The sequence below is a fragment of the Pseudomonas sp. MM213 genome, from assembly GCF_020423045.1.
Lineage (GTDB): Bacteria > Pseudomonadota > Gammaproteobacteria > Pseudomonadales > Pseudomonadaceae > Aquipseudomonas > Aquipseudomonas migulae.
The window spans coordinates 4,844,101-4,858,307 of record NZ_CP081943.1 but is presented as its reverse complement, the minus strand read 5'-3'; the positions used below and the strand labels follow the sequence as shown (position 1 = coordinate 4,858,307).

The 14,207-nt window shown below is 59.7% G+C and carries 16 protein-coding genes; 3 read left to right on the top strand and 13 right to left on the bottom strand.

The features are described 5' to 3' along the window. The first annotated feature begins 100 nt into the window (after window positions 1-100). Entirely contained in the window at window positions 101-1,297 is a 1,197-nt protein-coding gene (locus K5R88_RS22240) for an AAA family ATPase (protein WP_008032511.1), read from the top strand. Window positions 1,298-1,414: 117 nt separating this feature from the next. Here K5R88_RS22240 and K5R88_RS22235 read toward each other — a convergent pair whose 3' ends face one another. From K5R88_RS22235 to K5R88_RS30740, 11 genes are all read right to left on the bottom strand, one after another. Continuing rightward, window positions 1,415-2,296, bottom strand: a complete 882-nt coding sequence (locus tag K5R88_RS22235; protein ID WP_226298365.1) for a transporter substrate-binding domain-containing protein — start codon at window positions 2,294-2,296, stop codon at window positions 1,415-1,417. Next, window positions 2,293-3,075, bottom strand: a complete 783-nt coding sequence (locus tag K5R88_RS22230) for an amino acid ABC transporter ATP-binding protein (RefSeq protein ID WP_226298364.1) — start codon at window positions 3,073-3,075, stop codon at window positions 2,293-2,295. Before K5R88_RS22230 ends, K5R88_RS22235 begins: the two co-directional genes overlap by 4 nt. After that, window positions 3,072-3,731, bottom strand: a complete 660-nt coding sequence (locus tag K5R88_RS22225) for an amino acid ABC transporter permease (protein ID WP_223415282.1) — start codon at window positions 3,729-3,731, stop codon at window positions 3,072-3,074. The genes K5R88_RS22230 and K5R88_RS22225 overlap by 4 nt, the downstream gene beginning before the upstream one ends. Next, a complete protein-coding gene (locus K5R88_RS22220) occupies window positions 3,712-4,377 on the bottom strand; it encodes an amino acid ABC transporter permease (protein ID WP_008032519.1) in 666 nt (221 codons plus the stop codon). The genes K5R88_RS22225 and K5R88_RS22220 overlap by 20 nt, the downstream gene beginning before the upstream one ends. A 686-nt stretch (window positions 4,378-5,063) precedes the next feature. Next, window positions 5,064-5,846 (bottom strand): MetQ/NlpA family ABC transporter substrate-binding protein, encoded by a 783-nt coding sequence (locus K5R88_RS22215; protein WP_008040224.1) that lies wholly within the window; start codon window positions 5,844-5,846, stop codon window positions 5,064-5,066. A gap of 376 nt (window positions 5,847-6,222) precedes the next feature. After that, window positions 6,223-7,152 (bottom strand): sigma 54-interacting transcriptional regulator, encoded by a 930-nt coding sequence (locus K5R88_RS22210; protein ID WP_226298363.1) that lies wholly within the window; start codon window positions 7,150-7,152, stop codon window positions 6,223-6,225. 59 nt (window positions 7,153-7,211) lie between these two features. Next, window positions 7,212-7,793: an alpha/beta hydrolase gene (locus tag K5R88_RS22205; protein WP_192226691.1), complete on the bottom strand. Its 582-nt coding sequence runs from the start codon at window positions 7,791-7,793 to the stop codon at window positions 7,212-7,214. A gap of 287 nt (window positions 7,794-8,080) precedes the next feature. Then, the gene (locus K5R88_RS22200) at window positions 8,081-8,482 is read right to left on the bottom strand and encodes an ExbD/TolR family protein (RefSeq protein ID WP_003220570.1); all 402 of its coding nucleotides are present in this window, start codon (window positions 8,480-8,482) and stop codon (window positions 8,081-8,083) included. Between the two features lies 1 nt (window position 8,483). Continuing rightward, window positions 8,484-9,209 carry a MotA/TolQ/ExbB proton channel family protein gene (locus K5R88_RS22195; RefSeq protein ID WP_008045247.1) on the bottom strand — a complete coding sequence of 242 codons (726 nt, stop codon included), beginning with the start codon at window positions 9,207-9,209 and terminating at the stop codon, window positions 8,484-8,486. Window positions 9,210-9,253: 44 nt separating this feature from the next. Next, a complete protein-coding gene (locus tag K5R88_RS22190; protein WP_226298362.1) occupies window positions 9,254-10,063 on the bottom strand; it encodes an energy transducer TonB in 810 nt (269 codons plus the stop codon). Window positions 10,064-10,183: 120 nt separating this feature from the next. Next, entirely contained in the window at window positions 10,184-10,309 is a 126-nt protein-coding gene (locus K5R88_RS30740; protein ID WP_268945117.1) for a hypothetical protein, read from the bottom strand. 199 nt (window positions 10,310-10,508) lie between these two features. Here K5R88_RS30740 and K5R88_RS22185 point away from each other — a divergent pair, with 199 nt between their 5' ends. Beyond that, entirely contained in the window at window positions 10,509-11,429 is a 921-nt protein-coding gene (locus tag K5R88_RS22185; RefSeq protein ID WP_008045249.1) for a LysR family transcriptional regulator, read from the top strand. A 66-nt stretch (window positions 11,430-11,495) separates the two neighbouring features. Here K5R88_RS22185 and K5R88_RS22180 read toward each other — a convergent pair whose 3' ends face one another. Further along, on the bottom strand, window positions 11,496-12,569 hold the full coding sequence (locus tag K5R88_RS22180; RefSeq protein ID WP_226298361.1) for a fatty acid desaturase: 1,074 nt from the start codon (window positions 12,567-12,569) through the stop codon (window positions 11,496-11,498). A gap of 100 nt (window positions 12,570-12,669) precedes the next feature. Between K5R88_RS22180 and K5R88_RS22175 the strand changes: the two genes are divergently transcribed. Continuing rightward, on the top strand, window positions 12,670-13,674 hold the full coding sequence (locus K5R88_RS22175; RefSeq protein WP_008034389.1) for an AraC family transcriptional regulator: 1,005 nt from the start codon (window positions 12,670-12,672) through the stop codon (window positions 13,672-13,674). Window positions 13,675-13,797: 123 nt separating this feature from the next. Here K5R88_RS22175 and K5R88_RS22170 read toward each other — a convergent pair whose 3' ends face one another. Next, window positions 13,798-14,157 (bottom strand): response regulator, encoded by a 360-nt coding sequence (locus tag K5R88_RS22170; protein WP_192226685.1) that lies wholly within the window; start codon window positions 14,155-14,157, stop codon window positions 13,798-13,800. Window positions 14,158-14,207: the final 50 nt, after the last annotated feature.

Below are 14,207 nucleotides of genomic sequence, written 5' to 3'. Positions count from 1 at the left end.
GCGTCGTACGAACGTGCCAATGGCGATACGACTGTGAGCTTAGAACAGGGTTCAACAGGTGCACAGGTTTGCTGCACTCATAGCAGTAAGGAAGCTTCCCATGCTCAAAACCCTCGCGGTGGCCAATTACCGCTCGATCAATAAACTGGTGATTCCACTGGGTCGTCTGAACCTGATCACCGGGCCGAACGGCAGTGGCAAATCCAACCTTTACCGGGCGTTGCGCCTGCTGGCGGAAACCGCTCAGGGCGGCGTGGTCAATGCGTTGGCCCGCGAAGGCGGCCTGGATTCGACCTTCTGGGCGGGACCTGAAACCATCACCCGGCGCATGCGCAACGGCGAAGTGCCGATCGAGGCGACCGTTCGCCACGGCGTCAAACGCTTGCGCCTGGGGTTTGCCGGGGACGACTTCGGTTACTCGATCAGCCTGGGGCTGCCCGATTCCAACGGTCATTTCATGTTGCCCGGGCACAGCACCCCCATTGCGTCACGGTTCAGCCTCGATCCGCAAATCAAGCGTGAATGCCTGTGGGCCGGGGCGCATTATCGTCCGGCGAGCCTGCTGGTGGATCGCGACGGCCCGATGATCCGCACCCGAGCCAACCGCAGCTGGGACGTGCTGGCTCAGCACACGCCGACGTTCGACAGCCTGTTCGATCAGGTTGGCAGCTTGCGGACCTCGCCGGAGGTGCTGGAGATGCGTGAGTTCATCCGCCGCTGGCGCTTCTACGATCACTTTCGCAGCGACGCCGACGCGCCGGTGCGTCAGCCACAGCTGGGCACCCGCACCCCGGTGCTGCACCACGACGGCAGAGACCTGGCGGCAGCGTTGCAGACCATTATCGAGATTGGCGACCCCGAAGCTTTGCGCAACGCCATCAGCGATGCGTTTCCCGGTGCGCGTCTGCATATCGAGCCGCTGGCGGGCGGCCGCTTCGCCATTGAGTTTTATCAGGAAGGGTTATTGCGGCCGTTGTCGGCGGCGGAGTTGTCCGACGGGACGTTGCGCTACTTGCTGTTGGTGGCGGCGCTGCTGACGCCGCGCCCACCGACGCTGATGGTGCTGAACGAGCCGGAAACCAGCCTGCACCCGGACCTGTTGCCGGCGTTGGCGCGCTTGATTATCCGCGCGTCGGAGCAGTGTCAGGTGTGGGTGGTGTCCCATGCCCGGCGGTTGATTTCGGCGCTACAGGAAGATCCCGAGTGCAACTGCATCGTGCTGGAGAAAAATCTGGGCCAGACCGGGATTGTCGGGCAGCGGATGCTGGATGAGCCGGCGTGGTATTGGCCGGATTGAGCGGCGCCGCTGAAACCAATCGCCAGCAAGCCGGCTCCTACAGGATCGCGGTGATCCACTTGTAGGAGCCGGCTTGCTGGCGATAGCGGTCGAAAGGTCGCTGCAAAAACTACAGAATCACCCCTGCCACTTCCCACCCTCGACAATCACGCTCTCAGGCTTGGTGTCATCGCTCAATTCCTTGCGCACATACTGGTCGTACAGCTTGAGCAGATACTTCTCTTCACCCAGCTTCGCCAACTCGGCGTTCACCCAGTCACGCAACTCGATGTTGCCCTTCTTCACCGCCGGTGCAATCGGCGCTTCTGCACCGAGTTTCTGATCCAGCACGCGGTAGCCAGGGTTCTGCTTGGCCCAGCTGAACAGCACCAGATTGTCCTGCGCATAGGCATCGCCACGACCGTTGGCCAGGGCTTGCAGGGACTCGGAGTTTTTCTCGAACTTCAGCAGTTTCCAGTCCGGGTGATTCTTGGTCAGCCAGATATCTGCCGTGGTGCCGGTGGTGACGATGGTGGTGCGGGTCGCCAGATCATCGAGGTTCTTCACTTCGCTGGCCTGTGGCACCAATGCCTGTACTGCGACTTTCAGGTTTGGATTGGTGAATTCCACCGCTTCCTTGCGCTCCGGGGTCACGGTCATGTTGGCCAGGATCAGGTCGACCTTGTCACTTTGCAGGAACGGAATCCGGCTCGCCGGTTCCACCGCGACGAATTCGACCTTGTTTTCATCGCCGAGCAGATCCTTGGCAAATTGGCGGCCGATGTCAGTATCGAACCCAACGTAACGCCCCGCTTCATTGACGAAACCAAACGGCGGTTTGTCGGTGAAAACGCCGACGATCAACTTGTCCCGCGCCTTGATTTTGTCCAGGTAGCTGGCTGGCGCGGTGCTTTCGCTGGCGACTTTCGGCTTCGCGGGTTCTTCGGTTTTGTTGCAGCCGGCCAGCAACGCGAGGCCGAGCAGTGGCAATAGCAGTAGAGAAGACTTGGCAGTTTTCATGGCAGTTCCAGTTCCTTTGTTTGAGTCGTTTTTGGTAGTGCGGCGACGTAGGAGAACTTCTCCAGGAACTGCTGCGCTCGTGCGGTTTGCGGGTTCGTAAAGAAAATCTCGGGAGGGTTTTGCTCAAGGATTCGCCCGGCATCCATGAACACGATGCGGTCAGCCACGGCGCGGGCGAACGCCATTTCGTGGGTGACGATCAACAGCGTCATGCCTTCGCGGGCCAGGCCCTGAATGACTTCCAGCACTTCCTTGACCATTTCCGGGTCGAGGGCGGCGGTGACTTCATCGAACAACATGACTTTGGGGTTCATGCACAACGAACGGACGATGGCGATGCGTTGCTGCTGGCCGCCGGAGAGCTGGCGAGGAAAGGCGTCGCGTTTGTCCGAGAGGCCCACGCGCGCCAGCAAGGCTTCGGCCTGATCCCGGGCTTCGCGACGCTCGCGGTTTTGCACCTTGACCGGACCCAGCAGCAGGTTGTCGAGCACGCTCATGTGCGGGAACAGGTGATAGCTCTGGAACACCATGCCGATCTGCTGGCGCACTTCGCGCCAGTCGGTGCCTTTGTCCAGCAGCTCGCGGCCGGCAAATGTCAGGCTGCCGCTGTGCGCGACTTCGAGCCCGTTGAGGCAACGCAACAGGGTACTTTTACCGCAGCCGCTGGGGCCGAGGATGACGATCACTTCGCCGGATTTCACCTGCAGGTCGATGCCGTCGAGCACTTGTTGCTCGCCGAAAAACTTGTTGAAACCCTTGAACTCGATCAATGCGCTCATGCTTGCGTCCAGCGCCGCTCCAGCACGCGCGAGGCGGCCGAGAGCGGGTAGCAGATGAAAAAGAAAAACAGGAACAGCGCGCCGTAGATCAGCACCGATTCGTAGGTGCGTTCGATGATCTGCTGGCCGACCTTGATCACGTCTACCACGCCAATCAGCACCGCCAGGGAGCTGGTCTTGATGATCCGCGTGTAGACATTGATGGTCGGCGGGGTCATGCGTTTCAGCGCCTGGGGCAGCAGCACGTAGCCGTAGAGTTGCGGGCCGTTCAAGCCGATCGACAGGCCCGCTTCACGCTGGCCGCGTGGCAACGAATGCAAGGCGCCGCGCACCACTTCGCCGACTTCGCTGGCGCCCCACAGCGACAGCACCAGCACCGCGCACCAGAAGCTCGGAATGCTCAGGCCGAAGAAAATCGGCAGACCGAAGAACAGCAGATACAACCAGACCAGCACCGGGATCGCCCGGAACAGCTCCAGATACACGCGCAAAATCGCGTTCAGCCATTTCGAATTCAGCGTACGCAAAACGCCGTAAAGCACACCGCCGACGGTGCTGATGGCGATGCTCAGGAAAGAGATCGACAGGGTTTGCGCAGCGCCCTTGCCCAATTGCGGCAACGACACCCACAACAATTCAAGACCCGAACTGGCCATGCTGGAGCCTCCTTTCCAGACGGCTGAGCAGCAGCGACAGCGGCAAAAACAGCAGCACGCAAATCAGCGTCAGCACGGCGAGCATTTCGTAGGTTTTGTAGTAGAGCGCGATGTAACTTTTGGTGGTGTAGAGAATTTCCGGGACCGCCACGGCCGAGACCACGGTGGTCTCTTTGAGCAGGAAAATGAAATTGGCGAACAGCGACGGCAGGCTGAGGATGCCGGCCTGCGGCAGGATCACGTAGCGCAGCAGTTGCCCGTGGGACAAGCCGATGGAGCGACCGGACTCGAGCTGCGCCTGGGGCACCGCGTCCACCCCGGCGCGCAGGACTTCCGTGAGGTAAGCGCCGCCCAGGAACGTCATGGTGATAATCGCCGCCGTGAAGCCTGACACCTTGATGCCCAGCGCCGGCAAGGCGAAATACACGAAGAACAGTTGAATGAGCAGCGGCGTGTTGCGCGCCAGTTCTACGTACAACCCGACCAGGCGTTGCAGGTAAGGCGTGCGGAACACCAGGATCGTTGCGTTGATCAAGGCCACCAGCAGCGAGGTGCCAATGGCGATGAAGCCGACCTGCAGCGTCACGCCCACGGCCTTGAGAAACGCCGGCAGGGTGCTGAGGATAAAAGCGTAATCGAAGTTCATTGAACATCCTGGACGTCGCTCGGTAAGCGACGGTGGCGCAGTCCATGGGCGGTGGATAACCTCCCGGCAGGCACCGACTTTAAAGGTATAAGAATCGGAATTTAAATACCGTTAAAGCATATTGATATCACGCAAAAAACTATCCGGTGAATTTGCCGAGAAGGGGGAAGACGACTATTTTCCTTTTCGCTGTAGGAAGGATCTTTTTTTCGAAATAGCCCTCCAAGGACGCACAGCTTTTGGCCAGACTCCCGGCCGAACCATCACAAGGAAGAGAACATGGCTGACGTAAAAGTACCGCAACGGCTTGATCCGCAAGACATCGTGAAGCTGCTGGTGGCGTTGCGCAGGGCGTTGAAGGCCAGGGCGGCCTAAGCCTCCGGAGCACGCCTACCCCCTGTAGGAGCGAGCCTGCTCGCGAAGGCGTCCTTCCAGAAAATCCGTGTCGTCTGGTTCGCGAGCAAGCTTCGCTCCTACAAGAGTGCGGTGTGTCCGTGATCTGTAGGAGCGAGGCTTGCCCGCGAAGGCGTCCGTCCTGATACACCGCGTTGTCTGAATCGCCAGCAAGCCGGCTCCTACAAGAGGCTCGTTCCTACATTTGGAATGTGCACGCGCAATAAAAAACGCCGACGCTATTGCTAGCCGTCGGCGTTCGAAACCTTGAAGGGGTTTGATGCTGCGTCCAATCAGAACGCCGGCAGTACGGCGCCGCTGTATTTCTTGGCGATGAAGGCTTTCACTTCCGGACTGGTCAACGCCTTGGCCAGTTTCTGGATGGCTACGCTGTCCTTGTTGTCTGGACGAGCCACCAGGAAGTTCACGTAAGGCGAATCAGCACCTTCGATCACCAGCGCATCTTTAGCCGGGTTCAGACCCGCTTCCAGCGCGTAGTTGGTGTTGATCAGGTCCAGGTCAACCTGGTCCAGAACGCGCGGCAACATGGCCGATTCCAGTTCCTTGAACTTGAAGTTGTGCGGGTTCTTGGCGATGTCTTTCGGAGTAGCCAAAGCGTTTTTCGGGTCTTTCAACTCGATCAGGCCAGCCTTCTGCAACAGCAGCAGAGCACGACCGCTGTTGCTGCCTTCGTTCGGCAGAGCGATGGTCGCGCCGTTTGGCAGGTCAGCCAGTTTTTTGTACTTCTTCGAGTAGCCACCGAACGGTTCAACGTGAACGCCGATCACGGTCACCAGGTTGGTGCCTTTGCCTTCGTTGAAGTTTTTCAGGTACGGCAGGGTCTGGAAGTAGTTGGCGTCCAGACGCTTCTGGTCAACTTGTACGTTTGGCTGAACGTAGTCGGTGAAGACTTTGATTTCCAGGTCCACGCCTTCTTTGGCGAGGGTTGGCTTGATCAGTTCCAGAATCTCGGCGTGTGGGACCGGGGTCGCCGCAATTACCAGTTTCTCGCCAGCCTGGGCCAGGCCCGCGGTCAGGGCAGCCGCCAATGCGGTGAACAACAGAACCTTTTTCATGCAGTGTCCTTATCGAAAATCACGGTCGTCATCGACGACGGCTTGTTTAGTACGAGTGCCAGTGAAGTGCTATCGCTGGCGTGAAGCGGACAATACCGGGATTTTTTATTCCCGAACAATATCTTTTATTCACTTTCATATTCCATTTTGTTCATACAGCTCTAACTCACGTGTTGGCTGCATTTCGCCGCACTCACCTGTAGGAGCGAGGCTTGCCCGCGAAGGCGTCCTTCCAGAAAATCCGTGTCGTCTGGTTCGCGAGCAAGCTTCACTCCTACAAGAGCTCGGTGTGTTCGCGATCTGTAGGAACGAGGCTTGCCCGCGAAGGCGTCCGGCCTGATACACCGCGTTGTCTGGATCGCCAGCAAGCCGGCTCCTACAAGGGTGCGGTGTTTTTGAGGAGTTGTTTGAGGGCGGCTTGTTCGGTGGCAGTGCCTTTGGTGAGGATGTGCCGGAGCTGCTGCTCGATCTGCGTCAGCGGCGCTGGTGCTTCGGGCAGGTTCAAATGTTCGGGCAGGATCTCGTCGCCAGTGCTGACCAGCAATGCAAAGTGGATGACGTTTTCCAGCTCCCGGGTGTTGCCCGGCCAGCTGTGCTGTTCCAGCAACTGCTGCGCAGCTTCGCTGATCAGCGGCACCGGCAGGTCCAGGCGCTGGCTGTAGATGCCCAGGAAGTACTCGGACAACGACAGGATATCGCCCACCCGCTCACGCAACGCAGGCAGTTCCAGCTGACCTTCGCTGAGGTAGTGATAAAGCCGCTCATGGAATTTCCCGGCGGCCACGGCTTGCGCCAGATCAATGCTGGTCGCGGCCACGAGACGCACATCCACCGGGCTCGGTTGATGCGCGCCGACGCGGGTGACTTCGTGGTTTTCCAGTGCGGCGAGCAACTTGATCTGGATCGGCAGCGGCAAGTCGCCGATCTCGTCCAGGTACAGCGTGCCGCCATTGGCCGAACCGAACCAGCCAGCACGACTGCTCGCCGAAGCGGTGTAACTGCCTGCGGCATAACCGAACAATTCGGCGTCGGCGTAGGTCGGGCTGATAGCGCCGCAATTGACCGACACGAACAACCCACCACGATCACTGGCGCGATGGATGTGCCGCGCCAGCAGTTCTTTACCACTACCGGTTTCGCCACGGATCAACACGGAGATCGAACGCGGGGCCAGTTGCTCCAGCTCGGCGCGCAATTGACGCGAGCGCGGATCGACGAACACCAGCGCCTTGGCGCGGATGCTCAGCGGACTTTTTTCTGCATCGGGAAAGGTCAGCAGCGGCTGACCGAAGGCTTCAAAACTCATGGCAGACTCCCGCCCAAAACCGCCGGGAGACGGGGGGCGATGTTAAAAAAAGAAAAGGTTCAAGCGCGGCGCAGGGCGTGATGTTCCATGCGGTTTTGCAGGCGATACAGATAAGCAAAACCCTGCTCCCAGCGCTGATGACCGGACTTCACGTTGATGTGTCCGGCACCCGACAGTATTCCTGCCTCGGCGCCCCAGTTACGTGCCAGTTCCAACGCACGCGGTGCGCTGACAGCGGCGTCGTTGTCGGAGCTGACCACCTGGCTCGGGAACGGCAAAAGGCTCGTCGGAATCGGTGCGAAGTTGCGCAAGGCTGGCGCGCAGGCCGGACGCTCGACGTCTGCCGGTGCAACCAGCAAGGCGCCGCGCACCTGGCGCAAAAAATTCAGCGGGGCAGTGGCCGCCCAATGCGCGACCGTGATGCAACCCAGGCTATGGGCAATCAAAATCACCGGCGTGCTGTCAGCGGCAATCGCCTCGGCCAATGCCGCCACCCAGTCTTCACGACGGGGCGTCAGCCAATCGGCCTGCTCCACCCGCGCGCTGTTCGGCAAGCTGTTCTGCCAGTGGCTTTGCCAATGATCTTCTGGCGATCCTTGCCAGCCCGGCACAATCAGATAGCGAATTGATTCGTTGCGCATGGGGGAACTCTCCTGCTGCGTGTCTGTTCCTGATCGAGTATAGGGAGCAGAGTTATATTCGTTAAGGAATAAGAAGCTATTTATTAAGACCCATAAAGAATATAAGAAACACACACAACCTGTAGGAGCCGGCTTGCTGGCGATAGCGGTCGGTCAGTCAACATTTCCATTGGCTGGAAGGACGCGATCGCCAGCAAGCCGGCTCCTACAGGACCGTGGGTTTTCTTGAGGCATAAAAAAGGGACCGCACCCTGCCAAGGAGACGGCCCCGGAAAATCGAAAATTGGTCAGCGTGCGGTAATCACCGACAACTTGGTAATCCCTGCCCGCTCAATCGACGCCATGGCTCGCGCCACTTCGCCGTAATTCACCCCGTCGTCCGCCTGCAATTGCACACGTACTTCGGGATCCTTGGCCTTCGCCGACTTGAGGTTGAACTCCAGCAAGTCCGGCTGAATTTCGTCCTTGTTGATAAACAGTTTTCCGGCACCGTCGATGCTCACGACCAGCGGGTCCTTCTGCTCCACCGGCGCCACGGCCTCGGTCTTGGGCAGGTTGATCGGGATCGCGTTGGTCAGCAGCGGCGCGGTGACGATAAACACCACCAGCAGCACCAGCATCACATCCACCAGCGGTGTCACGTTGATCTCGCTCAGCACCTCATCGCTGTCTTGCGTGGAGAAAGCCATCTCAGGACGCCTCCTTCACTTTCTGCGCGCTGCCCGATGCGGCGGTTTTATGCGCCGTCGGATGAATCAGCACGCGGAACGAACTCTTCTGCGCCAGGCTGTAGAAGTCATGGGCGAAGTCATCCAGGTCCGCCGCCGTCAGTTTCAGACGACGCAAAAAGTAGTTGTAAACCAGCACCGCCGGCACCGCGACGGCGATCCCCACACCCGTTGCCACTAATGCCGCGCCAATCGGCCCGGCCACGGTTTCCAGGCTGGCGGAGCCCGCTGCGCTGATTCCTTTCAACGCCTCCATGATTCCCCACACCGTACCGAACAAACCAATGAACGGCGACGTACTGCCAATACTTGCGACCACCGCCAAACCTGTTTCCAGCGAGCGGCGCTCACGCACGATCTGCTGACGCAAGGCGCGCTCAAGACGATCCTGATGGTTGATCGCCTGGCTCAAATCCGCCGCTTGTGGCGCCTCCCCTACCTGTATTGCCGCATAGCCGGCCTGGGCCACTCGGGCCGCCGCGCCGGGCTGGGTCTCGGCCAGCTCCGCCGCCGAATCAAGGCTCGACGCCGCCCAGAACTGCTTGTGAAACTTCCGGTCCTGCACCTTGAGACGGCCGAACTGCACGCCTTTGAGCAACGCCAGGCCCCAAGTTGCAACGGAAAAAACCACCAGCAGCCAGATCACCGCGCTTTCGATGGATTCAAGTGGAGATGCCAGTAACGTCATGATGAGTTCCTCGTGTAAACGTTTCGCGCGAATTTGGTTGCGGTTTAATGAAGCTTGAAATCGATGGGCACGCTGACCCAGCCGTCCTGGGCGACTTCACCCTGCTTGGCCGGCACGAAACTCCAACGTTTCACGGCATTGATCGCCGCCTCATCGAGGGAATCGCGACCACTGCCTTTCTGGATCTGAATCTCGCCAGGCTTGCCGTTGGCCAACACATGCACCCGCAATAACACCGTGCCTTCCCAACCGCGACGCACGGCTTGCGACGGGTATTCCGGCGCCGGGTTTTTCAGGTACGCGGCATTGGCCGAGGCGGGTGTCACCGGTGCGGGCGCCGGTGGTGCAGGTGCCGCCGGGGCCGCGACAGGGGCTGCCGGTTGTGGCGGCGCGGGCGGTTGCGGGGCGACTTTTTGCACCGGTTTCGGCACAGGCTTGGCGACCGGCTTTGGTTTGGGAATCGGTTTCGGTGGCGGCGGCTTCACGGCCAGCTCGTCTTCCACCGGCGGCGGTGGCTCGACCACGGGTTGCACCGGCTGCGGTGGCGGCGGCTCGACCACGGGCGGCGCCGGACGCGAGAATTCAATCGTCATCGGCGGAATTTCCGGCGGCACGATCGGCAATGCCTTGGTCGGCTGCTGATTGACCCAATAGATGACTGCGCCATGCACCAGCAACGCCAGCACACCGAGCAGAATCGTTTCCCGGCGACTCAGAATGCCCTTGGGCGCACGCTGCAAACGCAGCTGCCCCAAGGGCACTCGGTGCACCCGGCCGAGGTCGACCAACTCGCCACCCGGCGCCTGGCGCCACAGCACCTCGTGTGCGCTGGCGGCGGTCTGGACATTGCCCATTGCTTAACTCCCTGCGGTCTCTTTGCGGATAACCGAAACGTCGTGCCAGACATCCCCCGACGACGTATCGATGGGTGAATCATTGAGGCAGACGCTTATCTCAGAAAGTAATCTTTAAAGTTATGCATAGACCAAAAACGAATATAAAAGACCATCCATCGGCTCCAGGCCTTGCCCGGCAAGGGCTGCGGGCAACAGGCGGAAATCACATGCTTTTAAGGCATCGAAAATATTCACCAAAGGCATGATTTCGGGACCATTTTCACGGCCACGAGGCCTTGGCACCGACAATCGGGCGGCAGGGACAACGCTCTATTTATATTCCTTTATCATCTAATAGTTATTTGATTTCTTCGTTGACGGAATAAGCGATTACCTTTAAAAAACCTCAACCACGCTCGTCGCACATGCCATCGAGGTCGTTTCAGGATGCCGGGAAAAACCTATGGATCTTCGTCAGCTGCGTTACTTCATTGCCCTCACCGAACACCGAAGTTTCGTACGGGCAGCCGACGCCATGGGCATCACTCAGCCGGCATTCAGTCGTAGCATTCAAGGGCTTGAACAGGAATTCGGCTGCGCACTGGTGGACCGTGGCAACAAGGACTTGCGCCCCACGCCGGAAGGTCAGGTGGTGCTGCAACATGCGCTGACGCTGGTACAGGGCGCGGCACTGCTCAACGCCGAAGTCACGCAAATGACCAAGCTCGACGCCGGTGAACTGCGGTTCGGCTGCGGACCGGCACCGGCGGTAAAACTGGTGCCGGATGCGGTGGCGCAATTCATCAGCGCCCACCCGAAAATACGCACCTGTTTTCAGGTGGATAACTGGGAAAAACTCAGCCGCGCCCTGAGCCGTGAAGAGATCGAATTTTTCATCGCCGACATCCGCCATTTCGAAGCGGATCCGAACTTTCAGACCCGAGCGTTGACACCCAAACGCGGTGTGTTTTTCTGCCGTCCGGGGCATCCGTTGCTGGCCAAGGAAAGCCTGTCGACCAACGACATGTTCGATTACCCGCTGGCGACCACGCAGATCCCGCCGGGTATTCGCAAACTGCTGGCGAACCTAAGTGGCCGGATCGATTTTTCACCCACTATCGAGACCGAGCATTTTCCGGCGCTGGCCAGGATCGTGCTGCAATCGAACGCCATCGGAGTGGGAACAGAGGAAGCGTTTGTCGAGGACATCGCCGACGGTTCGCTGGTGCTGCTGCACTGGCGAAACCTGCCGCCGCACATCGAGAGCATGAGCGTGCGGTGCGGGATTGTCAGCCGCACGGGGTTCCGGTTGTCACCGGCTGCGCGGGCGATGATCGAGACGTTGGTGGCGGTGGATAAGCAGGATGTCAGCGTCGCGGTTTGAACAGAACGACCGCTTTCGCCGGCAAGCAAGCCCCCTGTAGGAGCTGGCTTGCCAGCGAAGAGGCCCTCAGACACGAACCCCCTCTACAGCCTGCGCCTCAATTTCCTCTTTACGAACAAACCGGTTCGCCCGCCCGAACGTCCCGAAATCGTTAAACCGCACGCCCATCTCACGCATCACCTTGTGCGCCACCGGCACGGTCAACTGGCGGATGTAAAACGGTTCCTTCACCACAAAGTGATGGATCCCGTGGCTGCTGCCGAAGTTGAAGCAAAACGCCTGCAACGGCCACATCCACCACGGGTTCAGTACCTGGGTTTGCTGGATCACGTTCCCCGGCTCCACATCGCCGTAGTAATGCATGTTCGAGCTGACAAAGTGCAGGCAAAAAGTGCGCAACACGTTCGGGCCGATGATCACCACTGCCGCGATATCGATCACCTGCATCACCGAGAGCGTGGTCGCCGACCATTCAATCGGTGCTCCCAGCAGATGGGCGACGCCGTTAGCGGCGTGGAAGCCGAGAAACACGTACCACGCGCCCCAATGCACCAGCGCGAGCGGCGCATAGACCTTCAACGCACGCTTGATGATGCTGAACTTGTGGGTCCAGGTCTTGGCCCGCAGCATGCGGATGAACGCCGACATCACGTTGTCGCCGACCATCAACAGCCGCGCCAAACCCCAAGGCTCACCGTTGGTGATCGCCCGCTCCTCCATGTCGGCTTCAGTGCCGGACACTTTGTGGTGATTGAGGTGCAGATGCCGACGAATCCACGGGTTGATCGTGCTCGGCCGCGCCAGCCACACCAGGCCCATCATCAGGTTGTGCGGCGCGCGTTGTTTACGGAAGTACATGCTATGAATCAGGTCGTGCTCCAGCTCGTGGGTCAGCGACGCAAAGAACGCGTTGAGCAGCAGACATGCCCACCAGGCCATGTATCCGCTGATGTACAGCGCTGCCGAACCAATCATTCCCGCCAAAGCAAAGGCCAGAATGCCCGCGCCCAAGGCGTCCTGATGGTTGAGAATCGGGTAGCGTTTACGCAGTTCGACGCCTTTGGCCAACACCACTTCGCGAATATGCGCAGATCGCTGAGCTGCATTCAGTCGCTGGGGACTTGCAGAAGTACCGTCCATGCTTCCATCCTCTGGTTATTGATGTTCGCATCCTGCCGTGTGAACCTTCACAAGGCGGTAGCCCTGGACGCCAACCTGTTGACTGGAAGCGCCAATCAGCATGACTGAACCGACCTCCCTCGCCAGCTGGACCCGCGCCCTGCGCAAGCAACTCGATGCGCTGGGCCTCGACAGCACCGCGCTGTGCCACCAGGCGGGGCTCGATCCGCAATTGATGGACGACCCGAACGCCCGTTACCCGTTGTCGGGCACTACGCGGCTGTGGGAAATCGCGGTGCAAGTCAGCGGCGATCCGGCGATCGGCTTGCGGGTGTCGCGCTTCGTCAGCCCGACCACCTTTCACGCACTCGGCTATGCGCTGGTGGCCAGCGGCAGTTTGCGCGAAGTGTTCGAGCGCATCGTGCGTTATCACCAGGTGGTCAGCGATGCCCTGGATCTTGAACTGAGCCGCACCGAGGATCGCTATCGCTTCCGCCTGAAAATCCCGCCAGGCAACCCGGCGCCAGCGTTCGAAGCCATCGACGCTTTCACCGCAATTTACGTGCGCACCTGCCGCAACCGACTGGGCCGCGACTACGCGCCGCTCGCGGTGTACCTGCGTCGCCCGGAACCGGCCGACGCGCATCAATGGCACAAAGTCTTCCGCTCACCAGTGCACTTTTCGGCCGACGAAGACCGGCTGGAGTTTGCGCTGGTGGACTTCGACAGTCACTTGGACGACGCCAACCCGGAACTGGCCGAACACAACGAAACCGTACTCAAACGCACGCTGGCGCAGCTCAAACCGCTGACCTGGGAGCGCAAGGTCCGCGACGCCATTGAAGAGCAACTGCCCGAGGGCGAGCCCAGCGCAGAACACATCGCCAAGGCCTTGCACTTGAGCTTGCGCAGCCTGCAACGGCATTTGGCAGACGAGGGTTGCAGGTTCGACACGCTGCTCAATGAAAGCCGCGAAAACCTTGCGCTGCTGCACCTGCGCGACCCGCAATGTTCGTTGAGCGAGATCAGTTATTTGTTGGGGTTTGCGGATACGAGCAGTTTCAGCCGCGCGTTCAAGCGCTGGACGGGGATGACGCCGGGGCAGTTTCGGGATGGGTTGCGGTGATGTGAATTTGTGCTGCCTGTTTCGGCCTCTTCGCGGGCAAGCCTCGCTCCTACAAGTTAGGGCTTGGGCCGGGTAGGAGCGAGGCTTGCCCGCGAAGGCGTCCGTCAATTCACCACATCCCCATCAACGATTACGCCGCACCAACTTGCGCACCCGCGCCACCAACTCGCTCACGGCAAACGGTTTGAGCAGATAATCGTCCTCATGCAGCTCCAACCCGCGCAGGCGATCTTCAATGCCATCCTTGGTGGTGAGAAACAGCACTGGTGTCTCGCCGAGCTTGCGGATCTGTTGCTGCAATTGCCAGCCGTTCAACCCCGGTAGCATGACGTCAAGAATGATCAGCTCGTATTCACCGGTCTCGATGAAGCGACGGCCGTCCATGCCGTTGAGCGCCACATCCACCGAGTAACTCGCTTCGCTCAGGCCGTTGGCCAGGAGTTTGGCGGTCTCCGGCTCGTCTTCCACTAACAGCACACGCATGGCACACCTCGATTGTCGTCGTCACAGGCTAGGCGCCTTCGCGGACAAAG